Annotated in this window: 28 protein-coding genes; 15 read left to right on the forward strand and 13 right to left on the reverse strand. The window is 67.9% G+C overall.

Annotated elements, in window-relative coordinates; genetic code table 11:
- Window positions 1–12: 12 nt before the first annotated feature.
- From ACQY78_RS18445 to hemC, 5 genes are read right to left on the reverse strand one after another with little or no spacing between them, the layout of a single operon-like run.
- The gene (locus ACQY78_RS18445; protein WP_428677422.1) at window positions 13–627 is read right to left on the reverse strand and encodes an NUDIX hydrolase; all 615 of its coding nucleotides are present in this window, start codon (window positions 625–627) and stop codon (window positions 13–15) included.
- Window positions 628–636: 9 nt separating this feature from the next.
- The gene (locus ACQY78_RS18450) at window positions 637–1842 is read right to left on the reverse strand and encodes a phosphoglycerate kinase (RefSeq protein WP_428677424.1); all 1206 of its coding nucleotides are present in this window, start codon (window positions 1840–1842) and stop codon (window positions 637–639) included.
- 29 nt (window positions 1843–1871) lie between these two features.
- Window positions 1872–2099, reverse strand: a complete 228-nt coding sequence (locus tag ACQY78_RS18455; protein ID WP_428677426.1) for a sulfurtransferase TusA family protein — start codon at window positions 2097–2099, stop codon at window positions 1872–1874.
- The gene (locus ACQY78_RS18460) at window positions 2096–2908 is read right to left on the reverse strand and encodes a M48 family metallopeptidase (protein ID WP_428677428.1); all 813 of its coding nucleotides are present in this window, start codon (window positions 2906–2908) and stop codon (window positions 2096–2098) included. Before ACQY78_RS18460 ends, ACQY78_RS18455 begins: the two co-directional genes overlap by 4 nt.
- Window positions 2909–2951: 43 nt before the next feature.
- On the reverse strand, window positions 2952–3878 hold the full coding sequence (hemC, locus tag ACQY78_RS18465; RefSeq protein ID WP_428677430.1) for a hydroxymethylbilane synthase: 927 nt from the start codon (window positions 3876–3878) through the stop codon (window positions 2952–2954).
- A gap of 122 nt (window positions 3879–4000) precedes the next feature.
- On the opposite strand from hemC, the gene ACQY78_RS18470 reads away from it, so the two are divergent.
- The 6 genes from ACQY78_RS18470 (at window position 4001) to ACQY78_RS18495 (ending at window position 8825) form a co-directional block, all read left to right on the forward strand.
- Complete coding sequence (locus ACQY78_RS18470; protein WP_428677431.1) at window positions 4001–4648, forward strand: TIGR02466 family protein; 648 nt, start codon at window positions 4001–4003, stop codon at window positions 4646–4648.
- Window positions 4649–4837: 189 nt separating this feature from the next.
- A complete protein-coding gene (gene tsaD, locus ACQY78_RS18475; RefSeq protein ID WP_428677433.1) occupies window positions 4838–5875 on the forward strand; it encodes a tRNA (adenosine(37)-N6)-threonylcarbamoyltransferase complex transferase subunit TsaD in 1038 nt (345 codons plus the stop codon).
- Between the two features lie 9 nt (window positions 5876–5884).
- A complete protein-coding gene (locus ACQY78_RS18480; RefSeq protein WP_428677435.1) occupies window positions 5885–6520 on the forward strand; it encodes a TIGR02466 family protein in 636 nt (211 codons plus the stop codon).
- A gap of 10 nt (window positions 6521–6530) precedes the next feature.
- Window positions 6531–7520, forward strand: coding sequence for an NAD(P)H-dependent glycerol-3-phosphate dehydrogenase (locus tag ACQY78_RS18485; protein WP_428677437.1), 990 nt, complete (start codon window positions 6531–6533; stop codon window positions 7518–7520).
- A gap of 17 nt (window positions 7521–7537) precedes the next feature.
- Complete coding sequence (locus ACQY78_RS18490; protein ID WP_422033416.1) at window positions 7538–7942, forward strand: EVE domain-containing protein; 405 nt, start codon at window positions 7538–7540, stop codon at window positions 7940–7942.
- Window positions 7943–7964: 22 nt separating this feature from the next.
- Window positions 7965–8825 (forward strand): DMT family transporter, encoded by an 861-nt coding sequence (locus tag ACQY78_RS18495; protein WP_428677440.1) that lies wholly within the window; start codon window positions 7965–7967, stop codon window positions 8823–8825.
- A gap of 196 nt (window positions 8826–9021) precedes the next feature.
- Here ACQY78_RS18495 and ACQY78_RS18500 read toward each other — a convergent pair whose 3' ends face one another.
- The 4 genes from ACQY78_RS18500 to ACQY78_RS18515 all read right to left on the reverse strand — a co-directional run bounded on the left by ACQY78_RS18500 (window position 9022) and on the right by ACQY78_RS18515 (window position 12163).
- On the reverse strand, window positions 9022–9765 hold the full coding sequence (locus tag ACQY78_RS18500; RefSeq protein WP_428677442.1) for a creatininase family protein: 744 nt from the start codon (window positions 9763–9765) through the stop codon (window positions 9022–9024).
- Window positions 9766–9840: 75 nt separating this feature from the next.
- Window positions 9841–10461, reverse strand: a complete 621-nt coding sequence (locus ACQY78_RS18505; RefSeq protein WP_428677444.1) for a hypothetical protein — start codon at window positions 10459–10461, stop codon at window positions 9841–9843.
- A gap of 81 nt (window positions 10462–10542) precedes the next feature.
- The gene (locus ACQY78_RS18510) at window positions 10543–10965 is read right to left on the reverse strand and encodes a DUF2267 domain-containing protein (RefSeq protein WP_428677446.1); all 423 of its coding nucleotides are present in this window, start codon (window positions 10963–10965) and stop codon (window positions 10543–10545) included.
- Window positions 10966–10987: 22 nt separating this feature from the next.
- Entirely contained in the window at window positions 10988–12163 is a 1176-nt protein-coding gene (locus tag ACQY78_RS18515) for a diaminopropionate ammonia-lyase (protein WP_428677448.1), read from the reverse strand.
- A 46-nt stretch (window positions 12164–12209) separates the two neighbouring features.
- Between ACQY78_RS18515 and ACQY78_RS18520 the strand changes: the two genes are divergently transcribed.
- Window positions 12210–12476 carry a DUF6489 family protein gene (locus ACQY78_RS18520; RefSeq protein ID WP_428677450.1) on the forward strand — a complete coding sequence of 89 codons (267 nt, stop codon included), beginning with the start codon at window positions 12210–12212 and terminating at the stop codon, window positions 12474–12476.
- A gap of 7 nt (window positions 12477–12483) precedes the next feature.
- On the forward strand, window positions 12484–12834 hold the full coding sequence (locus ACQY78_RS18525) for a (2Fe-2S) ferredoxin domain-containing protein (protein WP_428677452.1): 351 nt from the start codon (window positions 12484–12486) through the stop codon (window positions 12832–12834).
- Between the two features lie 414 nt (window positions 12835–13248).
- On the opposite strand, the gene ACQY78_RS18530 is transcribed toward ACQY78_RS18525, so the two are convergent.
- Both ACQY78_RS18530 and ACQY78_RS18535 read right to left on the reverse strand, forming a co-directional pair.
- Entirely contained in the window at window positions 13249–13548 is a 300-nt protein-coding gene (locus ACQY78_RS18530; RefSeq protein WP_428677454.1) for a hypothetical protein, read from the reverse strand.
- Window positions 13549–13556: 8 nt separating this feature from the next.
- On the reverse strand, window positions 13557–14447 hold the full coding sequence (locus ACQY78_RS18535; RefSeq protein ID WP_428677456.1) for a class I SAM-dependent methyltransferase: 891 nt from the start codon (window positions 14445–14447) through the stop codon (window positions 13557–13559).
- A gap of 201 nt (window positions 14448–14648) precedes the next feature.
- Here ACQY78_RS18535 and ACQY78_RS18540 point away from each other — a divergent pair, with 201 nt between their 5' ends.
- Complete coding sequence (locus tag ACQY78_RS18540) at window positions 14649–15434, forward strand: aspartyl/asparaginyl beta-hydroxylase domain-containing protein (RefSeq protein WP_428677458.1); 786 nt, start codon at window positions 14649–14651, stop codon at window positions 15432–15434.
- 55 nt (window positions 15435–15489) lie between these two features.
- On the opposite strand, the gene ACQY78_RS18545 is transcribed toward ACQY78_RS18540, so the two are convergent.
- Together ACQY78_RS18545 and ACQY78_RS18550 are read right to left on the reverse strand one after the other, a co-directional pair.
- Window positions 15490–16227, reverse strand: a complete 738-nt coding sequence (locus ACQY78_RS18545; RefSeq protein WP_428677460.1) for an HAD family hydrolase — start codon at window positions 16225–16227, stop codon at window positions 15490–15492.
- Between the two features lies 1 nt (window position 16228).
- Window positions 16229–17311, reverse strand: coding sequence for a penicillin-binding protein activator (locus ACQY78_RS18550; RefSeq protein ID WP_428677461.1), 1083 nt, complete (start codon window positions 17309–17311; stop codon window positions 16229–16231).
- A gap of 122 nt (window positions 17312–17433) precedes the next feature.
- Here ACQY78_RS18550 and rsmI point away from each other — a divergent pair, with 122 nt between their 5' ends.
- From rsmI to arfB, 6 genes are read left to right on the forward strand one after another with little or no spacing between them, the layout of a single operon-like run.
- The gene (gene rsmI / locus ACQY78_RS18555) at window positions 17434–18327 is read left to right on the forward strand and encodes a 16S rRNA (cytidine(1402)-2'-O)-methyltransferase (RefSeq protein ID WP_428677463.1); all 894 of its coding nucleotides are present in this window, start codon (window positions 17434–17436) and stop codon (window positions 18325–18327) included.
- On the forward strand, window positions 18324–18689 hold the full coding sequence (locus ACQY78_RS18560; protein WP_425069155.1) for a YraN family protein: 366 nt from the start codon (window positions 18324–18326) through the stop codon (window positions 18687–18689). Before rsmI ends, ACQY78_RS18560 begins: the two co-directional genes overlap by 4 nt.
- 3 nt (window positions 18690–18692) lie before the next feature.
- Window positions 18693–19520, forward strand: a complete 828-nt coding sequence (locus ACQY78_RS18565; RefSeq protein ID WP_428677465.1) for a SirB1 family protein — start codon at window positions 18693–18695, stop codon at window positions 19518–19520.
- A gap of 44 nt (window positions 19521–19564) precedes the next feature.
- Window positions 19565–20527, forward strand: a complete 963-nt coding sequence (gshB, locus tag ACQY78_RS18570; protein WP_428677467.1) for a glutathione synthase — start codon at window positions 19565–19567, stop codon at window positions 20525–20527.
- Window positions 20524–21087 (forward strand): ankyrin repeat domain-containing protein, encoded by a 564-nt coding sequence (locus ACQY78_RS18575; RefSeq protein WP_428677468.1) that lies wholly within the window; start codon window positions 20524–20526, stop codon window positions 21085–21087. The genes gshB and ACQY78_RS18575 overlap by 4 nt, the downstream gene beginning before the upstream one ends.
- Window positions 21084–21527 (forward strand): alternative ribosome rescue aminoacyl-tRNA hydrolase ArfB, encoded by a 444-nt coding sequence (gene arfB / locus ACQY78_RS18580; protein ID WP_428677470.1) that lies wholly within the window; start codon window positions 21084–21086, stop codon window positions 21525–21527. Before ACQY78_RS18575 ends, arfB begins: the two co-directional genes overlap by 4 nt.
- Window positions 21528–21556: the final 29 nt, after the last annotated feature.

The raw sequence follows: 21556 nt of genomic DNA on the forward strand, positions 1-21556 counted from the left end.
GTGGACGCCTCGTCAAACCCCCTCGGGCTTGCGCGGCGGCCACATGCGGGCAAGGTCGCCGGTCGGGTTGGAGTAGGTCGCGAAGTCGACCTTGTCGCGCGACTCATGGAAGTGGGCGAGCGCCCAGACCACGGTCGGGAAGGCGAGCTGGTCCCACGGGATGTCGGCCCAGTCGACCAGCGCCACTTCCTCGCTTTCGATGCCGCAGGCGATGTCGGCCGTGACCAGCTTCGCGCGATACATGATCTGCACCTGGCCGATGCGCGCCACGCTGTACATGGCGAGCAGCCGGTCGATCTCGATGGTGGCGCAGGCCTCTTCCAGCGCTTCGCGCTGGGCGGCCTGCTCGGTCGTCTCGCCGAGTTCCATGTAGCCGGCCGGCAGGGTCCAGAAGCCCTTGCGCGGCTCGATGGCACGCTTTGCCAGCAGGATCTTGTCCTGCCCCTTGTCATCGCGCCATGTGCACACGGCACCGGCGACGACCTTGGGGTTCTGGTAGTGGATGAATTCGCAGCGCCCGCAGACCAGCCGCTCGCGATTGTCGCCGTCGGGGACCCGCTTCTCGAAATGCTCGGGCGGATCCCACGGCAGGCGCGGGCGATCGGGTGGTGTGGAGGGGGCGCTCATGCGCCGACGCTACGCCGCCCGTATCAGCGCTGCAACGCCGGGCAGCGTCTTGCCTTCCATCCATTCGAGGAAGGCGCCGCCCGCGGTCGAGACGTAGGAGAATTTTTCCTCGACGCCGGCCGCGGCCAGGGCGGCCACCGTGTCGCCGCCGCCGGCCACCGACAGCAGCTTGCCCGTGCCGGTGAGGCGCGCGACTTCCAGCGCCAGCGCCACGGTGCCGGTGTCGAACGGCTTGATCTCGAAGGCGCCGAGCGGGCCGTTCCACACCACGGTCGAGCACTCGGCCAATTCCTTCTGATACAGCGCGATCGTCTTCGGGCCGACATCGAGGATCATCTTGTCGTCGGGACAGGCGTTCGCATCGACCACGACGTGGGCTGCGCCGGCCTTGAACTCGTCCGCCGCCATGACGTCGACCGGCAGCAGCACCTTGCACTTGGCGGCCTTCGCCTTCTCCAGGATATCGAGGGCCATCGGGGCGAGATCTTTCTCGCACAGCGACTTGCCGACAGGGATCCCCTGGGCGTGCATGAACGTATTGGCCATGCCGCCGCCGATGATCAGCTTGTCGACCTTGCCCACCAGATGGCCGAGCAGCTCGAGCTTGGTCGAGACCTTGGCGCCGCCGACGATGGCGCAGACCGGGCGCTTCGGGTTGCCCAGCGCCTTGTCGAGCGCCTCGAGCTCCTCCTGCATCAGGCGGCCCGCGACGGCCGGCAGGCGATTGGCGAGGCCTTCGGTCGAGGCATGCGCGCGGTGCGCGGTCGAGAAGGCGTCGTTCACGTAGACGTCGCCCAGCAGCGACAGCTTGTCGATGAAGCCGGCGTCGTTGGCCTCTTCTTCCTTATGAAAGCGCAGGTTCTCCAGAAGCAGCATGTCGCCTGGCTTCATGTTGCGCACGGCAGCCTCGGCGAGCGGTCCGACGCAGTCCTCGGCGAAGGCGACCGGCTTGCCCAGAACCTTCTCCAGCGGCTCGACCAGCGGGCGCAGCGTCATCTCCGGCACACGCTTGCCGTCGGGCCGGCCGAAATGGCTGAGCACGATCACCTTGGCGCCCTTGGCGGCCAGTTCCTTGATCGTGGGCGCCGCGCGCTCGATACGCGTGGCATCGGTGACCACGCCGTTCTTCATCGGCACGTTGAGATCGACGCGCACCAGCACGCGCTTGCCCGACATGTCCATGGAATCGATCGTCTTGAAGGTCGTTTGCGGCATGATCTCTCTCTTGTCTGTCGGACGGGCGTCTAGCGTTTCCGAATCACGAATACCAGCACCTCGCCCTCGCGCGTGGCGGAGACCAGTTCGTGTCCGGTCTGCCGGCAAAAGGCCGGGAAGTCAGCCTCGGCGGCGGGATCGGTGGCGCGCACCGTGAGCAGCCCGCCGGGCGCCAGTTCGCGCAGCTTGCGATTGGCGCGCAGCACGGGCAGGGGGCAGAGCAGCCCGGTGGCGTCGTATTCCAACGTATCGGTCATCGTGGTTTGTAATACTGCATGGCTTCCGGCAGCCAGCGTCTGATGTCGGCAATGCGCGTGGTGTCCGCAGGATGCGTGCTGAGCCATTCCGCCTGCCGCTTGCCGGAACTGGCGGCGCGCATGCGTTCCCACAGGCCTACTGCTTCGCGTGGATCGTAGCCGGCCATCGCCATCAGCACGAGCCCAATACGGTCGGCCTCCGATTCCTGGGCTCGCGACATCGGCAGGATATAGCCCACCGTGGCGCCGGCGCCGACCGCGGCCATCATGGCCGGCAGATAGGTCCTGCTGCGGCCACTCACCGTCGCCGCCAGGGCTACGGACGCGGCGGCGGTGCCGACCGACGCCACCATCTGGTCGCTCATGCGCTCCGCACCGTGGCGCGCCAGCGCATGCGCAACCTCATGGGCGATCACGACGGCCAGGCCGGCCTCGGTCTTGGTGATCGGCAACAGACCTGTGTAGACCACGATCTTGCCGCCGGGCAGGCAGAAGGCATTCGGCTCGTTCTTGTCGACGGTCTTGAATTCCCAGCGGAAGTGCGGCGCGCGCCACAGTTCCTGCGGCGGCCGCTCGGCGGCGGCGGCGATCCGGCGGCCGACCTTCTCGACCAGCGCGTTGGTCTGCGCGTCCCGCGACAGCGGCTCCTTGTTCAGCACCTCACGATAGGCCTGCACGCCCATCTCGCGCTCCTCGTTCTCGCTCACCAGCATCATCTGCGACCGGCCGGACACCGGCGCCGTCTCGCAGGCAGCGAGCAGGGACGCGAGGCCGCACACGATCAGCAGGGAGCGCAGGATGGAGTGCATGGGCCGAAGTCTAGGGGCCGACCCCGGTGCGGTCGAGTGTGCGTCAGTCGGCGAAGAAGCCGGGTCCGCCACGGCGCTTGAGTTCTTCGCCCGCATCGCGGCCGAGGGCGGCTGCGTCAGCGATCGAACCACGACGCTCCGTCGCGATCACTTCCGATCCGTCGGGCCGGGCGATCAAGCCGCGCAGATGCAGGTCACCGCCCTTCAGGATCGCGTGGCCCGCGATGGGAGTGCGGCAGGATCCGTCGAGCACGACCAGCATCGCATGCTCGGCGCGCACGCAGACCGCGGTGGGCTCGTGATCGATCGCGGCGAGCCAACCACGCGTCTGCGCGTCACTCTCTCGCGCCTCGATGCACACTGCACCCTGGCCGACTGCCGGCAGCATCTCGGCTTCCGGAATAGGGGTGCCGACGCCGGTCTTGCCAAGCCGCTTCAGGCCGGCGAGCGCCAGGATCGTCGCCTGCACGGTGCCGTCGGCGCGCTTGGCGAGGCGCGTGTCGACATTGCCGCGCAGCGTGACGATCCGCAGGTCCGGCCGACAGTGAAGCAGCAGTGCCTTGCGACGCAGCGCCGACGTGCCGACGATGGCGCCCTGCGGCAAATCGTCGATGCGGGCGAGGTCGCCTGCGATCAGTACATCGCGCGCGTCTTCGCGCGGCAGGAACGCTGCAATCGCCAGGCCGGGCGGCTGCGCCGTCGGCATGTCCTTCATGCTGTGGACGGCGGCGTCGATGCGACCCCGCAGCAGGGCTTCCTCGATCTCCTTGACGAACAGCCCCTTGCCGCCGGCTTCGGAGAGCGGCCGGTCCTGGATCACGTCACCCGTGGTCTTGATGGCCACGATCTCGATGGCGCCGGGCGCCGCGAGCGCCGGGACTGCCTTGGCGAGCGCATCGCGCACCAGGCCGGTCTGGGTGAGGGCGAGAGGGCTGCCGCGGGTGCCGAGCCGGAGGAGGGGGGCCGTCATGGCCGCTGCTCTAGCGCAGGGCGCTCCGTCACGCCAGAAGGTGTGGTGCCGACAGGTCGCGCCCGGCGGCAGTTGCGGGACCGGGGGGCCGGAGGCAAGAAGGCGGCGAACAGAGGCCGACCATGAGCCAGGATCTCGAAATCGTACCGTTGTTTGCCACGCCGCTCGTCGTCCACGACGTGCCGGACGCGGCCGCGCTGAATGCTGACCTGCGACGGGTCATCGAGGAGCGCGAGAAGTCCCACCCCGGCACACAGGCTTCCAACGAAGGCGGCTGGCAGTCGACCTGGGACATGGAACGCTGGGGCGGCGTGCCGGCGCTGAAGCTGCTGGCCATCGCCCGCAACACCGCCAATCGCGTGACGATCGACCGGTCGGGCAATGCCGGCGGCCCCCATCCCGGCGTGTTCGCCGTGACGTGGCGCGCCAACATGTGGGCGAACATCAATCGCAGCGGCCATGGCAACCTGCCCCACACCCATCCCGGCGCCTTCTGGTCCGGTGTCTATTACGTCGAGGATGGCGGCATCCCGGCCGATCCCTCGCTGGGCGGCGCGCTGGAATTCCTCGATCCGCGTGGCGCGGCCCCGGTGATGTATGCGCCGCATCTCGGCTTCGCGATGAAGGGCGGCCTGTCGGGCGGCGCCAACGAGGTCCTGCAGCCCAAGGCCGGCCGGATGGTCCTGTTCCCGTCCTGGCTGCTCCACCAGGTCCGCCACTATCGCGGCACGGTCGAACGCATCTCGATCGCGTTCAATCTGAACCTTTAGAGTCGTCCCAACACTATTGCCTCACCCTGAGGAGCGCTCCGCAGGAGCGCGTCTCGAAAGGTGGGAACGCGCAACTTGTCTGTTGCCCATCCTTCGAGACGCGCCGCTTCGCGGCGCTCCTCAGGATGAGGTGGTGCGTCGGCGAGGTGTCGTCTGGCGCCCCGGCGCGTGGGCCGCTAGAAGTCCCGCATGCGTGTGCTGGGCATTGAAACGAGCTGCGACGAGACCGCCGTCGCCGTGGTCGAGGGCGCGGCCGGGACGCAGCCGGTCGGCCGGATTCTGTCCAACACTGTCTACAGCCAGCTCACCGAGCATCGGCGTTTCGGCGGCGTGGTGCCGGAGATCGCGGCGCGTGCGCATCTCGAGCGCATCGACGGGCTGGTCGCCCAGGCGCTCGACGAAGCGGGCGTCGGGCTGGCCGATCTCGACGCCATCGCCGCGACCGGCGGGCCCGGGCTGATCGGCGGCGTGATGGTCGGCGTCATGACCGCCAAGGCGCTCGCCTTCGCGCACGACAAGCCCTTCATCGCGGTCAATCATCTCGAAGGCCACGCTTTGTCGGTGCGCCTGACCGAGCCCGTTTCCTTTCCCTATCTGCTGCTGCTGGTGTCGGGCGGCCATTGCCAGCTCCTCACGGTGCGCGGTCCCGGCGACTTCACGCGGCTCGGGACGACCATCGACGATGCCGCAGGAGAATGTTTCGACAAGACCGCCAAGCTGCTGGGCCTGGGCTTTCCCGGCGGGCCCGCGGTCGAGCGGGCGGCCGAGGGCGGCGACCCGCGCCGCTTCGCGCTGCCGCGCCCGATGTGGCGCAAGCCCGGCTGCGACTTCTCCTTCTCGGGCCTTAAGACCGCGGTGCGCCAGACGGTCGAGAAGCTGCCCGCCGACGATCCGCGCGCCGTCGCCGATCTCTGCGCTTCCTTCCAGCGCACGGTGGGCGACGTCTTCGCCGACCGCTGCGCCAACGCGCTGGCCCGGGCTCCCTCGTCGACGCTCGTGGTGGCCGGCGGCGTTGCGGCCAACGTCTATCTGCGCGGACGGCTCGAAGAAGTCGCGGCGGCGCATGGCGCGAAGCTGGTCGCCCCGCCGGTCAGGCTCTGCACCGACAACGGCGCCATGATCGCCTGGGCGGGCGTCGAACGGCTGCGTCTCGGCCAGGTCGATGCGCTCGATTTCCGGCCCCGGCCGCGCTGGCCGCTCGATCCCGCGGCTGCCAATCGGGTGTAGACTGTCGCCATGAGCCAGGCCCTGCCCGCCTTCGAAACCGTTGCCGCCTTCGCGACACCGATCCTGATCGCCGATCTGCCCGACGGTCCGCAGCTCAATGCCGCGCTGATTCCGGTCCTGGCGAAGCGCGAGGCCGAACAGGCGAACGAGCCGCACAGCACGCTGGGCGGCTGGCAGTCGACCTGGGACCTCGACAAATGGGCGGGCGTTCCGGCGATCAAGCTGCTGGCGAACGCGCGCAACATCGCCAACCGCAGCACCAGCGATCGCCAGGGCAATGCGGTCACGATCGCGTGGAAGTCCAACATCTGGGCCAACATCAACCGCGGCGGCCACGGCAACGAATTCCATTCCCATCCCGGCAGTTACTGGTCGGGCGTCTACTATGTCGACGATGGCGGCATCTCGGCCGATCCGTCGCTGGGCGGCGAACTCGAATTCATGGATCCGCGGGGCCCGGCGCCGGCGATGTATGCGCCCTATCTCGCCTTCAGCCTGCCGGGCGGCCTGTCGGTGGGCACCAACCAGACGATCTCGCCCCGGGCCGGGCGGCTGGTGATGTTCCCGTCCTGGGTGCTGCATCAGGTGCGGCCCTATCGCGGCACCGCGCAACGCATCTCCATCGCCTTCAATCTCAGCCTGTGACGGGGATCGCGTGACGGGCATCGCGCATATCGGCGTCGTCGGCGGCGGCGCCTGGGGAACGGCGCTGGCCTGTCTCGCACGCCGGGCCGGTCGCAAGGTCACGCTCTGGTCGCGCGATCGCAGTGTATCGGCCGCGATCGCGCACGACCGTCGCAATGAGATCTATCTGCCGGGACAATCGCTCGACGCCGGCATCGAAGCGGCAACGGACCTCGCCCAGCTCGCCGACTGCGATGCGATCCTCCTCGTCTGTCCGGCCCAGGCGTTGCGCGTCGTGGCGCACGACCTGCCCGGCAGCGGTCCCGTCGTGATCTGCGCCAAGGGCATCGAAGCCACGAGCGGCCTGCTGATGCCCGAGGTGCTGGCCGAGGTGCTGCCCGACCGGGCCATCGCCATGCTCTCGGGCCCGAGCTTCGCGGAGGAGGCGGTGCAGGGCCTGCCGACGGCGGTCAGCATCGCCACCGCCGATGCCGCCCTCGGCCGCGACCTCGCAGCCTCGCTCGCCGCCGGCATGTTCCGGCCCTACTGGACCGACGATGTCGTGGGCGTGTCGCTGGGCGGCGCGGTGAAGAACGTGCTGGCGATCGCCGCCGGTATCGTCGAGGGCCGCGGCCTCGGCCACAACGCCGCCGCCGCGCTCATCACGCGCGGCTTCGCCGAGATGGCGCGGCTGGGTCTCGCCATGGGTGCCAATCTCGAGACGCTGACGGGCCTGAGCGGGCTCGGCGATCTGGTGCTCACCTGTCAGGGGCCGTTGTCGCGCAATCGCTCGCTCGGTGCCGCGCTCGGCAAGGGCATGTCGTACGACACCTACATGCAGGGCCGGCGGCAGGTGGTCGAAGGCGCGGCGACGGCGCCGGCGGTCCTCGAACGCGCCGCGAAGCTCGGCATCGAGATGCCGATATGCACCGCCGTCGATGCTATCCTGCATCGCGGGGCTGATCTCGACGATTCGATTCGCGCCCTGTTGGCGCGGCCGCTGCGGCGCGAAGGCAAGTAGGAGCAGGGGGAAACGAAATGGCGTACTGGCTCATCAAGTCCGAGCCTTCGGTCTATTCCTGGGCGCAGTTCGTGAAGGACGGCGAGACCTCGTGGACGGGCGTGCGCAACGCCCAGGCTGCGATCAATCTCAAGGCGATGAAGCCCGGCGACCGCTGCTTCTTCTACCATTCCAACGAGGGCAAGGAGATCGTGGGCATCGCCGAGGTCGTGAAGCCCGCCTATCCCGATCCCACCGATGCGGCGGGCAAGGCCGTCACCGTCGACGTGAAGCCGGTCGCGCCGGTGAAGAACTCGGTGACGCTGGCGGCCATCAAGGCCGATCCGAAGCTCGCGGATTTCGGCCTGGTGCGCCAGTCGCGCCTGTCGGTGGTGCCGGTCTCCGCCGAGCAGTGGAAGATGATCGAGAAGATGGCGAAGTAGTCGCTTCGTCAGCAGCCCGGTCATGATCGACAATACCCGCGGCATCGTGGCGATGCTGGCGTCGGTCGTCGTCTTCATCTTCAACGATGCGCTGATCAAGCTCGCCGCCGAGACCGTACCGTCGGTCCAGTCGATCGGCGTGCGCGGCCTCTTCGCCACGCTGTGGTGCGGGCTGGCGCTGCTGGCGACGGGCGCCTGGCGCAAGATGGCCTACGCGGTCCATCCCAAGGTCATGCTGCGCGGCGGGCTGGAAGCGGGCGCGGCCATCATCTACCTGATCGCGCTGTTCCAGATCCCCTTCGCAATCGCCACCGCCGTCAACCTCTCGACGCCGCTCATCCTGACGGTGCTCGCCGTGCTTCTCCTCAAGGAGGATGTCCGCTGGCGGCGATGGACCGCGGTGGGCGTAGGCTTCGCGGGTGTGCTGCTGGTCATCCAGCCGCGGCCCGGCGACATCAACGGCTGGACCTGGGTGGCGCTCACCGGCACCTTTCTCGGCGCCTTTCGCGACGTCATCGCGCGCCACCTGCCGCCGGCCGTGCCGACGCTCGTCGTCTCCTTCACCACGGCGATCACCGTCGCCGTCGTCGGCTGCGCCTGGGCGCTGGTCGAGGGCTGGCAGCCGATCGATGCGCGCGCCCTGGGCTACATCGTGGCCTCGTCGCTGCTGCTCGCGATCGGCTATCAGTTCCTCGTGATCGCGCTGCGCTCGGGCGGCGAGATCTCGGTCATGGGATCGTTCCGCTATTCCTCGATCCTGTGGGCGCTCGCCATCGGCTACGTCGTGTGGGGCGAGGTCCCCAACACCCTGGCGCTTGCCGGCATCGCCGTGATCGTGGGCTCAGGCCTCTACATCCTGCATCGTGAACGGGTATCGCGGTAGCGATCGACCAGGATCATTCCGCTTGAGGTTCGCCCACTAAACCTCATCCTGAGGAGCCGTGCGAAGCGCGGCGTCTCGAAGGATGGGCAACAGGCAAGGTGCGCGTTCCCACCCTTCGAGACGCATCGCTGCGCGATGCTCCTCAGGGTGAGGTGGTTCTTGTGAAGGCCGATGTGATCGTGCCTCAGCCAGAACCCTACCGCGCCACCCAGGCCTCGTAGTCGCGCGCCACGTCCTCGACCGCCTGGTCGTAGAAGCGCTTGCCGTGTTCGGGCGTCGCCTGGCTCGGGTCGGAGCCGATGCGGCCATCCGGGAAGGCGCGGCGATAGTCCTCGGAGTCGGCGAAGGAGCCGTTCGGCGCGATGCGCGGCTCGAGCACGCGGCGGTCCATCGTCTCGGGGTATTTGTACCAGGTCAGCGCCACTTCCGAGGCCGTGGCGTGGCTGCCTTCGCCGGTCGGATAGAGTTCGGCGCTGAGGCGCTTGATGCCCGGGCTGTCCCACCAGTTGCGAAGGGCGCACTTGATCGAGGGTTGGTTGCTCATGCGCTCCATCGAGCGCTCGGCATAGATCTCGGAGAAGGCCGCGGTCACCGTGGCGATGTTGCCGCCGTGGCCGTTCACGAAGAAGAAGCGCGTGAAGCCGTGCTTGGCCAGCGACAGCACGTTGTCGCGCACGACGGCGATCAGGGTCGTGGGCTTGAGCGTGATCGAGCCCGCGAAGTCGAGGTGATGCTGCGCCATGCCGACCGAGATGGTCGGCGCCACCAGCGCGCCCACCTTCTCGCCGACGCCGCGGCCCACCATCTCGGCGGTAAGGGCGTCGGTGCCGATCAGGCCGGTCGGGCCGTGCTGTTCGGTCGAGCCGATGGGGATGATGATGCCCGTCTTGGACTTGAGATAGTCTTCGACGAACTGCCAGGTCTTGAGCTGAAGCTGCACGAACCGAAACTCCTGTGATGTGGCCGCAGGATGCGTCGCTTCGTGCAGCGAGACAAGAACGTCAGCGAATTGACGTCAGGCCGGCACCACCTTCGCGGCCAGCCGGCGGCGGTCGAGATCGGCCAGTGCCTTGTCGCGGGCGTCGGCGATCTGCTTGGCCTCGATCGTGCAGAGTTCGCGGTTCGTCGAGCTGCAGCGAGTGTTTACGAGGTCGATTTCGGCCTTGGCGCCGGCTTCGATGCGCTGGCGGATGCCGGCATAGTGGTCATCCCGCGCGTCGTCGCTCGGGAAACTCGCGGGTGTCAGGATGACCATCACGCGCTCGGGGTACTTGTTGTTGGCGCCGGAGGCCGCATCGATGGCGACGCCGACCAGTCCGCCCAGCAGGATGTTGCCCACCGTGGCACCGGTGAAGCTGGCGACCAGGACCTCGTTCGACTGCTCGTAGCCGTCGAGGGCGCAGCTCAGGATGACGGTTTCCTTGGAACGCGAGAGGGCCACCTTGCCCGGTGTCGGCTTGATGAAGCCGACGGTGGCGCCCTGGCGATTGACCGTGCAGGTGGCACCCTTCGGCTCGCTATCGACGTAGACGTCCTGGGTGGTGCCGCCGACCACCGTCGCACAAGCCGCAGAAGTCGACAGCAGGCCGACAGCAATCATCAGGCGGCCAAGGCCCGCCAGTTTCCCCACGTTCATTCTCTCGTATCTCCCCCTGCCGGATGGTTCGGCGCGATTTGCTACCACAGCGAGCAGAGGGAAGGAAAGGACAACTGCCGGTCAATCGACCTGCCAGAATGCCAAGGCACCGGACGGCAGGCTTGCCAGGACGCGGTCCAGTTCGGCCTGGTCGATGTTCTTGCGGAGCGCGGCGGCAACGTCGTGGATCGAGGTGTGCGGCGCGAAATTGTGGTCAGGGCGCAGCGTCTGCACTTCGCGGGTCATGGTCGCGCGATCCTCGAACGGCCGGCGTGGCTCGTTGAGATCCCAGTCGGCAACGAAGAGCGCCCGCAGCACCGGCGGCAGCACGTTGGCGAACCGGATCGCCTCCTTCACGTCGAGGCGTCGGCGGAAGGCCTGAAACACCCCCTGCACCATCGTGTAGGTCTGGTGCGTTGTCGCGAGGCCGGAAATATCCCGCGCGTCGATCATGAACCGGTCGAAGTCCATCGACGCGCGCTTGTATTCGACGGGGACCGGCATCGTCGTCACTCCACGGGCGGGCTCAGGTCGGCAATGGCTCGCCCAGATTGCCTTCGCTGTTGATCAGCAGCACGCGGGAGGTCGGCCCCAGGCCCAGCGCCTTGAAGGCCTCGGCGTCGGTGCAGACGCGCATCAATCCGGCGAGGCCGGCGCAGCCCGAGGGGCCGGAGATGACGGCCGGATCCTGGCCCAGCGGCGTGGCGTAGAGACGGCGCGCCGGCAGGACGGCGTCCTCCTGGATGGTCATGAACCAGTCGGCCGCCGCGCCGATGATCGGCCAGGTCACGGGGGAGATCTCGCGGCAGGCGAGACCGCCCATCACCGTGTCGGCATTGCCGCTGGCCAGCGTGGGCTTGCCGGCGAGGTTGCTCTGGAACCAGCAATCCGCGCTCTCGGGTTCGACCACGATCGAGACGGGTCGTTCGTCGCACACCGCCCAGAGATAGCCGATCACCGCCGCCGCCAGTCCGCCGACGCCGGCCTGCACGAAGACATGTGTGGGCGCCGCGGCCCATTGCTGGACCGCCGCCTCGTGGACCAGCACGCAATAGCCGCGCATGACGCTGCGCGGCACCGAATCGTAACCCTCCCACGACGTGTCGGAGATGATCGTCCAGCCGTTAGTTTCGGCCTGGCGGCGGCACTCAGCGACGGCGGTGTCGTAATCGCCGTCGACGCGGATCACCTCGGCGCCGCGCGCCCGGATGGCGGCTTCCTTCTCGGCGCTGGTGAACTTCGGCAGGAAGATCACGCAGCGATTGCCGAACAGTTTGGCGCCCGCGGCGACCGAGCGCCCATGATTGCCCGAACTCGCGGCGGTGAAGACGAAGCGGCCCGTGACGTCCTTGTGCTCGCCCTTCATCACGCTCTCGAAGGACACGGACGCATGACGGGCGTCGCCGACCGCGCCGGTCAGCACGTTGGCGACCGCGATCACGCCGCCCAGCGCCTTGAAGGCGCCGAAGCCGAAGCGCTGGCTCTCGTCCTTGACCCGGATCTCGCCCACGCCCAGGCGCGCGGCCAGGGCCGGCAGCTCGTAGAGCGGCGTCGGCTTGTGCGCCGGGCAGGCCTTCAGCTCCTCGCACAGTTCGGGAATCCCGTTGGGATTGATCACGAACTGCTGTTCGCGACCGAATTCGAGGGGGCGCGTGCTGCGCGGATTCTTGGCCAACCAGGGGGCCAACCGGGGGGTCGTCATGCCGGGGTCATAGCATGCTAAGCTGGTTAAAACGGAGTGGCCCATCATGAAGGTGAATGTTGAAGTGACTTGCTCGCCCGAGGAGGCTCGTGCCTTCATGGGCCTGCCGGACATCAAGCCCATGCAGGATCGCATCATGGGTGAAATCGAGGAGCGCTTGCGCTCCAGCCTCGGCGCCATGAACCCCGAGACGATCTTCAAGACCTGGCTGCCGGCCTCCATGCAGGGCATGGACCAGATGCAGCAGATGCAGCAGGTGTTCTGGTCCCAGCTCGCCAACATCGCCACCGGCGGATCGACGAAGAAGGAATAGGCGGATCATGAGCCAGCGCGAGAAGCCAGCCGATCCCAAGCCCTACTACGAAGCCCACGTCTTCTGCTGCACCAACCGCCGCCCGGCCGGCCATCCGCGCGGCTGCTGTGCCGAACGCGGCGGCGAGGCTCTGCGGGACCACATGAAGAGCCGCGCCAAGGCGCTCGGCCTCAAGAACGTGCGTATCAACAACGCCGGATGCCTCGACCGCTGCGAGCTGGGGCCGACCCTCGTGATCTATCCCGAGGGGATCTGGTACCGGGTGCCGACCAAGGAAGACGTCGACGAGGTGCTGGACACGCACCTGGTCAAGGGCGGCCGGGTCGAGCGGCTCATGCTGAAGCCGGAAGACAAATAGCCGGCGTCAGATACCGCGTGCGCGGCGGTGTGCGCGCCACTGCGAGCCGGCGAAGATGATCATGACGACGATGGCGCCCAGCATGGTGTAGCCTCCTGCCCTCCAACGTAGGAGGCCGGGAGGCGTTCCCTGGTGGCGGCTTCCCGGACGCAGCTGATCGCGAGGCGCCGGAAGAGCGAAGCCTCTCGTCAAACGCAGCTACGACGAGTCCTGATCGGTCGTCCCTTCTGGACGGCCCGACGCGCGGACCAGGGCTTCCCCGGTGACGTCGTCAAGGCGCCCAACCGAAATAAACGAAATAAACGAAATAATCGAAGCCAGAGTCGCACCCCTGAAACAGGTATCCAGGTACCGCTGACGGGTCGACGTCGCCCGGTATTTCGCACGGTGTGTGCCGGATGGCCGATCCCGCCGTCAGGTCGTCTCGAGCAGCTCCATCGCGAGGGCCGTCCATTCCTCGCTCAGGGACTGCTGCGGTACCGGGCGGCCCGCCCGACGATACCAGTAGCCGGCATTCGCGAGATCGCCTTCCTGGCGATGGAGATGGGCGTGGACGCTGTCGCAATCCGGCTCGCCCTCGTGCGCCTGGACGCATTCGTGGGCCTTCGCCCAGTCGCCGCGGCGCACCCACCACAGCGCCTGCACCGCCGGACTGGATCCGGCGGGCGGCGCGTCGGCGGTGACGCTGGCGGCGAAGGCGTCGAGGGCGGTCATGTCTGCAGCTAGCGGCGCTTCAGGCGGAAGCGCAGCAGGTGCAGGCGGTGCGAGAAGAACCCCCAGGCGGAGAATTTGAGATAGCGCTCGTAGCGTCGCGTCTGGTCCTTGCCGACCATTTCGAGCGCCTCGGCCCGCCGGTTCTTGAGGTTGGCCGCCCAGATCTCGCAGGTCCGGCCATAGTCGGTGCGGTCGTTGCGAAAGCGCTCGACCTCGAAGAGCCCGTTGGCGGCGGCCAGGATCTCCGGCAGGCGCGGCAGTTCTGATTCGGGAAAGATGTCTTCGACCAAGGGACCCATCGGCACTTTGTCGTCGGGATCGCCATAGGCGATGGTCTGCAGGGTCATGCGCGCATCGGGCGCCAGCATGTCGCGGCAGCGCGTGAAGAAGTGGCGGTAGATCGCGGTCTTGGTGGCCGCATCGTCCTTGGGCTTGGTGAAGTGCTCGAAAGCGCCGACCGAGATGATGGCGCCGTAGGGCTCGGCCGGCTGATGGTCGGCCCAGCTCTCGACCCGGATCTCGACGGGCGGCGAGCCGGCCTCGCGCAGCGCGGCGCGGGCGAGTTCGGCCTGGGCATCGCTCAAGGTCAGGCCGACGCCGCGCGCCAGCGGCGGGGCGCCCGGTGCGCGCGTGGCGACCGCGGCGCGCAACATGCCGCCCCAGCCGCAGCCGATGTCGAGCAACGACGTCGAGCGGTCGGCTCCGGCGTTACGCAGATGCCAGTCGATCTTGCGGCGCTGGGCATCGGCCAGGGAGGCGTCGTCGTTCTCGTCGCGCCACATCGCCGAGGAATAGGTCATCGTCTCGTCGAGCCACAGCCGATAGAAATCGTTGCCTACGTCATAGTGCGAACGAATGGCTTCCGCCGATGCGCCGGCCGCCTGTGTATTTTGTGTCATCGCCTAGCCCTGATTTTCATGACCCCCACCATAGTCCATTCGCGCAGTGTGCGGACCACACGGTTTTTGCGACATTGAGGGGCATTGCATCCGGGAAAAGTTTGTCTCAGAAGTGCGCTTTATGCGAAGCACATGGCGGCAGCTAATCGCGCCATCGATGCAAGAAAATCGGGCATTTGCAGCAGGCAGGATTGCTCCCGCATGACGACGACGACGGATCAGCCTCAGGGCGTCGGCCAGAAGGGCCGCTTCTATCTCACCAAGAACATCTGGGTGCCCCAGGAGCCGCTGGAGAACCTAAATCTCAAGCTGTCGGACTGGATCCTGCGCAACATGCCCAAGCTGCCGCTGTCGGGCGAGGACGCGCTGAGGTCCTTTCCGGTGCTGGACGAGCTCAGGAAGAGCCACGACAAGATCAAGGCCGACCTGGACTATCTGCTCAGCCACCATGAAGCGATCCCGACCCTGCACGAGGTCCATCCGCGGGATCTCTACGTGCCGGGCCGGGCGTGGCGCACGTTCATTCTAAAGATCTACGGCCATGAGATTACGGCGAATACCGCGGCCGTTCCCGACACGATGGCCGCCATCAACCGGCTGCCGGGCGTGCACACCGCGCTGTTCAGCATCCTGGCCGGCCGGGCCGAGATCGAGCCGCATCGCGGCTCTGCGGCCGGCGTGGTCCGCTTCCACTATCCGCTGATCGTGCCCAGCGAGCCGGAGAAGTGCTGGATCGAGATCGGCGGTCACCACTTCTTCTGGGAAGAGGGCGTGCCCCTGGTGTTCGACGACACGCGCGAGCATTGGGTCAAGAACCAGACCGACGAGACTCGCGTCGTGCTGATCATCGACTTCAATGCCGACATGCCGTTTCCGGTGAACCTCTACACCAGCCTGCGCTACGAACTCGGGCGTCGCAGCGCCGAGGTGAAGGCCGTCTACGAACGTGCCGCGATCGGCGTGCCCCCGCGCAACGGCGCGGCGTAAAGTAGTTCCCGTCGTCCTTCGCTCAGGGCGACGGGGAGTTGTTGTCGGGCAAATTCTACTCGATCAGTTCGGCCAGCCGCTTGATGATGCGGGTCGGCTTGGCCGTAGCGTGAGCCGGCACGCCGGCGTCGAACGGATCGTACCAGATGCCGCACATGCCCAGCGCCTGCGGCGCCACGACTTCCCATTCGTAGTTGTCGCCGACCATCCAAGCGTCTTCCGCGGCCACACCCAGCCGCTCCAGCGCGTGACGGTAGACGGCGAGTTCGGGCTTGCCCTGGCCGAACTCGCCCTCGATCTGAATGTGGTGGAACCGATGGGCGAGCTCGAACCGCTCGATCTTGGCGCGTTGGGTCTCGCCCGCGCCGTTCGTCACGAGGGCCAGGCGGACGCCGGCATCGCGCAACGCGTCGACCGTGGCATGGGCGTCGGGATAGAGCCGGTATTCCTTGCGCCTGAGCTCGGTGAAGGAATCGGCGATGCGGTCGGCCAGTTCGTCGTCCTCGCGGCCAAGCTTTGCGAGCCCGCGACGGACCGAGAGCCGACGGGCGCCCGGGATGTCGAGCCGCCACTTCGCGGCCTCGGCCCGGTCGTTCCAGAAGGCCCGGGCCTCTTCCATGACGGCCGTCCGCACGCGCGCGATGGCCGCCTGGTCATGAGCGTCGAGATGGGCGGAAAAGACATGGAGCAGGCGGGTCCACGCCTCCTCCGGCTGCGCGTAGGCACGGATCAGCGTGTCGTCCATGTCGAACAGGATGGCGCGGGGCAGGCCCGCTTTGGGAAGATCGGCCATTTCAGTTCGTCGGCTGGCCCGCGAAGGTCGTGGGGGCGGGGCTGATCACCACGCCGCGGTCGCCCTGGATCTCGATCACCGCCAGCGCCCGCTCGGAGCGGCCATCGGGCAGGAAGCGGAAGATGCCGTCGACGCCGGACCAGCCGTTGGGGTTGGTGATCGCCTCGGCCGAGAAGTCGCCGCCCGGCTTCATCCGTGCGAGTTGGCCGGCCAGCCCCACGCCGTCATAGGCGAGGGTGGCCAGCCGGTGCGGCGGCCGCCCGTAGGTCGAAACGAAGCGGCGCTCGAAGTCGGCGCGCCTGGCCGGATCGGGGGCGGCATACCAGGCGCCGCGCAGCATGGTTTCCGCGCCGACGCCGGGGAAGTCCCACACGCCCGTGCCGATGTACTGGACCGCGCGCCCGTCGAGGCCGTTGGTCGCCAGCGAGGCCAGCGCGGTCGACAGCAGGGGCGGCGCTACCGGTACGAGGACAGCAACCTTGCCGCCGTCGCCCTTGGCCGAGGCGGCAAGCTCGCGGGCCTGGGCGGCGATATTCGAACCATTGGGGTCGAAGAATTCGCGGCCGACCACGGTGCCGCCGCGCGTCGTCACATAGGTCTCGAGCGTGCGCGACATCTGCTCGCCATAGGTCGTCTGTGGCGCGAAGGTCGCGAAGCGGCGGATTCCCGTCTCCAGCGCATGATCGACCACGCGGCGGACCTGCGGCGGGGCGGCGATGCCCATGATCCAGACGCCGCGCTGGGCGACCTGCTCGTCGTTGGAGAAGGCCAACACGTTCATGCCGCCCTGGTTCACCAGCGGCGCCAGGGCGCTGGCCGACGTGCCGTAGAGCGGTCCCAGCACGAGGGCTGCACCATCGAGCCGGGCCTTGCGATAGGCTTCGACGGCGGTTTCCGCGCTTTCACCGCTGTCGTAGGCCGACAAAGCGAGTTCCTTGGAGCTGCTGTCGAACAGCGCCATTTCGGCGGCCTGCTGCATCGCCTGCCCGATCGGGGCGGCGCGTCCGCTGAGCGGCAGGAGCAGGGCGACACGGACCTTGCCGGAGGCGGTCAGCGGCGAACCGGCCTTCGGCTGAACGGTCACCGATTGCGCGGTCCTCGTGCTAGTCTTGGGGGGCTCGCTGCAGGCGCCCAACAGAAGGGCGGCGGTGGCAAGCACGATGAATGACCTACGCATCGGCGCGAAACTCCGGCGATCGGAAGCAAATGGACTTGGACGAACGGCCCCAAGCTACCGGCGGGCAGCCCCCGCGTAAACCGCCGCTCTCCCCGGGGCTGCATATTGTTGCCACACCGATCGGCAACATGCGCGACATCACGCTGCGGGCACTGGACGTGCTTCAGGCAGCCGACCTGATCGCCTGCGAGGACACGAGGGTGTTCGCAAAACTCGCGACCCATTACGGCATTTCCGCCCCGACCGTGTCCTACAGCGACGCCACGCAGGACAAGTCCGAGCCGCGCCTCGTGCGCGCCCTCGCCGCCGGCAAGAGCGTCGCCCTGGTGTCCGACGCCGGCATGCCGCTGATCTCCGATCCCGGCTATCGGCTGGTTCGCGCGGCGGTAGAGGCCGGGCATTCCGTCACGTCGGCGCCCGGCGCCTCCGCCGTTCCCATGGCGCTCGCTTTGTCGGGATTGCCGACCGACCGGTTCTTCTTCGCGGGCTTCCTGCCGGCCCGGCAGACCGAGCGTCGCCGCGCGATCGGCGAAGTGGCCACCATCCCGTCGACCCTGGTGTTCTTCGAGGCGCCGCACCGGCTGCCGGAATCCCTGGCCGATCTGCAGGATCTGCTGGGCGACCGTCCCGCCGCGGTGGCACGCGAGCTCACCAAGCTGTTCGAGGAGGTGCGCCGCGCGCCGCTCGCTCAGCTCGCGGCCCACTATGCCGCCCATCCCGACGTGAAGGGCGAGATCGTCATCGTGGTCGGCGCGCCCTCCGCCGAGAGTGCGCGCAGCGCCGACACGGTCGACGAGGCGCTGCGCGAGGCCATGGCGGGCGCATCGGTCAAGGATGCCGCCGCCGAGGTGGCGGCGCGCTACGGGCTGAAGCGGCGCGACGTCTATGCCCGCGCGCTCGAGCTCAAGCGGAGTGCGGCATGACGACGAAGGCCCGCCAGAAAGCCTATCGCATGGGCCATACGGCCGAGTGGCGGGCGGTCTGGCGGTTGCGGCTCGGCGGCTACACGATCCTGATGCGCCGCTACAAGACCCGGCTGGGCGAGATCGACATCGTCGCGCGTCGCGGCAACGTGCTGGCCTTCGTCGAGGTCAAGGCGCGCGGCGATTTCATCAAGGCCGCCGACGCGCTGGGCGATCGCCAGTTCGGCCGTGTGTCGCGCGCCGCCAGCCTGTTCATCGCCCATCATCCGCGCTACGCCGCCTGCTCGGTGCGCTTCGACGCGGTGCTGGTCGGCGGCATGTGGCCGCGCCATCTGCCCGACGTCTGGCAAGCGCCGGAGTGACCCGTGGCTGACGAACGCGCGGCGGACCTGAAGCGACTGAAGGATGCCTGCGCCGGCGACGGCGAACGCATCGATCTGCTGGAGGCGGGATTGCTGCTGAGCGTGCTCGGTCGCGGCGAGGCGACCGACCTCACGCCCTTCCGCCAGCACGTCACGGCAATGACGGACGAGCTTGCCGATCTGGTTCACCGGCGCGGCGCCTCGCCCGCGTCGCTCTCGGAGGTGATCGCGCGGTCCTATGCCTATCGCGGCGACGGCGAGACCTACGACGACCTGCAGAATGCCGATCTCGTGCGTGTGATCGAGCGCCGCAAGGGCCTGCCGGTGGCGCTGTCGATCCTCTACCTGCACGTCGCCCGCGCGCTGGGATGGCAGGCGGAAGGCCTGGCCTTTCCCGGTCATTTCCTGATCCGCGTCGGCATCGACGGCGCACGCCATGTCGTCGATCCGTTTCACGAGGGCGCCGTGCGCGAGGCCGCCGATCTGCGCAGGCTCCTGCGGCAGGTTCTCGGCCCCGACGCCGAGCTGATGCCGGCGCATTTCGATCCCGTTCCCGACCGCGACGTGCTGCTGCGGCTCGAGAACAACGTGCGCCTGCGTCTGGCCAGGCGCGAGGATTGGCACGGCGTCGCCCGCTCCCTCGACCGCATGCTGGCGATCGCGCCCGACAGGACCGAGCTGTTGTTCGAAGCCGGCCAGCTCAATGCCCGCCTCGACAAGCGCCGGGCGGCGATCGCGGCCTACGAGCGCCTCCTCGAACTCGAGGGCGATACCGATCTCCGGCGAAGCGCCTCGGCGCTGTTGCAGGAACTTCGCCGCGGCCTTAACTGAAAACAGCCGATCCACGTCCCGCGCCGCCAAGTCAGGATACTGTCATGAAGCTCAACGTCGCCATCCAGATGGACCATGTCTCGACGATCGACATCGACGGCGATTCGACCTTCGTGCTCGGGCTGGAAGCCGAGAAGCGCGGTTACACCGTGTGGCACTACACGCCGCCGGACCTGATCTTTCGTGACCGCAAGGTGATGGCCCGTGCGCAGCCGATGAAGCTGCGCCGCGAGAAGGGCAATCATTTCACCCTGGGCGCGCCCGAGATGATCGATCTCTCGACCATCGATGTCGTGCTGCTGCGCCAGGATCCGCCGTTCGACATGTCGTACATCACCACGACGCATCTGCTCGAGCACATCCATCCCAAGACCCTGGTGGTCAACGATCCCGCCAGCGTCCGCAACGCGCCGGAGAAGCTGTTCGTCACGCATTTCGACAATGTGATGCCGCCGACCCTGATCACCGCCGATGCGCGCGCGCTGCGCGAGTTCCGCGAGGAGCACCAGGACATCATCCTCAAGCCGTTGTTCGGCAATGGCGGCGCCGGTGTCTTCCGCGTGCGTCCCGACGACGAGAATTTCGCTTCGCTGCTGGAGATGTTCTCGCAGCGCAGCCGCGAGCCGGTGATCGCCCAGCGCTATCTTCCGGAGGTGCGCAAGGGCGACAAGCGCATCATCCTGATCGACGGCAAGCCGGTCGGCGCCATCGACCGTGTGCCGGCGGCCGGCGAGGCACGCTCCAACATGCATGTCGGCGGCAAGGCGGTGAAGGCCACGCTGACCAAGCGCGACATCGAGCTGTGCGAGACGATCGGGCCGGAGCTTGCGAGGCTTGGAATGATCTTCGTCGGCATCGACGTGATCGGCGACTATCTCACCGAGATCAACGTCACCTCGCCGACCGGCCTGCAGCAGATCAATCGCTTCGACGGCGTCTCGCTGGAGGCGCAAATCTGGGACCGGATCGAGGTCCGCTATCAGGAGACCCGCGGGAGCAAGTCATGATCCGACGCACGTTTCTTTCCTTCTCAATGGTCGCCCTGTCGGGTGCGGTCTTTGCTCAGACATCCAATTCGGACGTGTTCGGCCAGAAGCAGATCGTCAAGGCGGTCATCGAGGGCGACGAGGAGAAGGTGCGGCAGGCCCTTCTGAAGCAGGAGAGCCCGAACCAGACCGCCAACAACGGCCAGCCGCTGCTGGTCGTGGCGGTCCGCGCCGGGCACATTCCGGTGGTCGAGACCCTCCTGAAGGGCGGCGCTCTGCCCGACACCGCGGACCCGGAAGGCTACACGGCGCTGATGCGGGCTGCCGAGAAGGGCGACGTCGAGATCGTCGACATCCTGCTTCGTCGCAACGCGAGCCCGCGCGGCCAGAATCGCCAAGGGCAGACGGCGCTGATGATCGCCTCGGGGCGTGGCTATGCGGAGATCGTTCGGCTTCTCCTCGACAAGAAGGCCGACCCCAACTCGCGCGACTTCACCGGGCGCACGGCGGTGACCTATGCCAAGCAGAACAACCGCGGGTCCATCGAGGCCATGCTGCGCAAGGCCGGCGGCAAGGAATGACCGCGACCGGGGCGGCGCCGATCCGGGTGACTGGCTCGCTGTCGATCGACCCGGATGAGATCCAGGAGAGTTTCGTGCGCGCCGCCGGCCCCGGCGGGCAGCACGTCAACACGACGTCGACAGCGGTGCAGCTGCGCTTCGACGTTCGCAATTCGCCCTCGCTGCCGGACGATGTGCGCCAGCGGCTCGAGCGTCTCGCCGGACGGCGCCTCACGCGGGATGGCGTTCTGGTCCTGGTGGCCCAGGGGCAGCGCAGCCAGTTGCGCAACCGCGAGGAAGCGCTCGCCCGCCTGATCGAGCTGATCCGCGAGGCGACCCACAAGCCGGTGCCGCGGGTGAAGACCAAAGTGAGCCGGTCCGCCAAGCGCCGCCGCGTCGACGACAAGAAGCGCCATGGCGCGGTCAAATCCCTGCGCAAGGCCCGGGCATCGGACGACTGACGGCACGGAGAGGTTGGGGTACTGTCGCG

Source organism: Reyranella sp., from assembly GCF_965279625.1.
Classification (GTDB): Bacteria; Pseudomonadota; Alphaproteobacteria; order Reyranellales; family Reyranellaceae; genus Reyranella.

Coding starts and splice junctions, on each gene's coding strand:
- ACQY78_RS18445 (WP_428677422.1), bottom strand. CDS start 627: ATGAGCGCCCCCTCCACACCACCCGATCGCCCGCGCCTGCCGTGGGAT.
- ACQY78_RS18450 (WP_428677424.1), bottom strand. CDS start 1,842: ATGCCGCAAACGACCTTCAAGACGATCGATTCCATGGACATGTCGGGC.
- ACQY78_RS18455 (WP_428677426.1), bottom strand. CDS start 2,099: ATGACCGATACGTTGGAATACGACGCCACCGGGCTGCTCTGCCCCCTG.
- ACQY78_RS18460 (WP_428677428.1), bottom strand. CDS start 2,908: ATGCACTCCATCCTGCGCTCCCTGCTGATCGTGTGCGGCCTCGCGTCC.
- hemC (WP_428677430.1), bottom strand. CDS start 3,878: ATGACGGCCCCCCTCCTCCGGCTCGGCACCCGCGGCAGCCCTCTCGCC.
- ACQY78_RS18470 (WP_428677431.1), top strand. CDS start 4,001: ATGAGCCAGGATCTCGAAATCGTACCGTTGTTTGCCACGCCGCTCGTC.
- tsaD (WP_428677433.1), top strand. CDS start 4,838: ATGCGTGTGCTGGGCATTGAAACGAGCTGCGACGAGACCGCCGTCGCC.
- ACQY78_RS18480 (WP_428677435.1), top strand. CDS start 5,885: ATGAGCCAGGCCCTGCCCGCCTTCGAAACCGTTGCCGCCTTCGCGACA.
- ACQY78_RS18490 (WP_422033416.1), top strand. CDS start 7,538: ATGGCGTACTGGCTCATCAAGTCCGAGCCTTCGGTCTATTCCTGGGCG.
- ACQY78_RS18495 (WP_428677440.1), top strand. CDS start 7,965: ATGATCGACAATACCCGCGGCATCGTGGCGATGCTGGCGTCGGTCGTC.
- ACQY78_RS18505 (WP_428677444.1), bottom strand. CDS start 10,461: ATGAACGTGGGGAAACTGGCGGGCCTTGGCCGCCTGATGATTGCTGTC.
- ACQY78_RS18510 (WP_428677446.1), bottom strand. CDS start 10,965: ATGCCGGTCCCCGTCGAATACAAGCGCGCGTCGATGGACTTCGACCGG.
- ACQY78_RS18515 (WP_428677448.1), bottom strand. CDS start 12,163: ATGACGACCCCCCGGTTGGCCCCCTGGTTGGCCAAGAATCCGCGCAGC.
- ACQY78_RS18520 (WP_428677450.1), top strand. CDS start 12,210: ATGAAGGTGAATGTTGAAGTGACTTGCTCGCCCGAGGAGGCTCGTGCC.
- ACQY78_RS18525 (WP_428677452.1), top strand. CDS start 12,484: ATGAGCCAGCGCGAGAAGCCAGCCGATCCCAAGCCCTACTACGAAGCC.
- ACQY78_RS18530 (WP_428677454.1), bottom strand. CDS start 13,548: ATGACCGCCCTCGACGCCTTCGCCGCCAGCGTCACCGCCGACGCGCCG.
- ACQY78_RS18535 (WP_428677456.1), bottom strand. CDS start 14,447: ATGACACAAAATACACAGGCGGCCGGCGCATCGGCGGAAGCCATTCGT.
- ACQY78_RS18540 (WP_428677458.1), top strand. CDS start 14,649: ATGACGACGACGACGGATCAGCCTCAGGGCGTCGGCCAGAAGGGCCGC.
- ACQY78_RS18545 (WP_428677460.1), bottom strand. CDS start 16,227: ATGGCCGATCTTCCCAAAGCGGGCCTGCCCCGCGCCATCCTGTTCGAC.
- rsmI (WP_428677463.1), top strand. CDS start 17,434: ATGGACTTGGACGAACGGCCCCAAGCTACCGGCGGGCAGCCCCCGCGT.
- ACQY78_RS18560 (WP_425069155.1), top strand. CDS start 18,324: ATGACGACGAAGGCCCGCCAGAAAGCCTATCGCATGGGCCATACGGCC.
- gshB (WP_428677467.1), top strand. CDS start 19,565: ATGAAGCTCAACGTCGCCATCCAGATGGACCATGTCTCGACGATCGAC.
- ACQY78_RS18575 (WP_428677468.1), top strand. CDS start 20,524: ATGATCCGACGCACGTTTCTTTCCTTCTCAATGGTCGCCCTGTCGGGT.
- arfB (WP_428677470.1), top strand. CDS start 21,084: ATGACCGCGACCGGGGCGGCGCCGATCCGGGTGACTGGCTCGCTGTCG.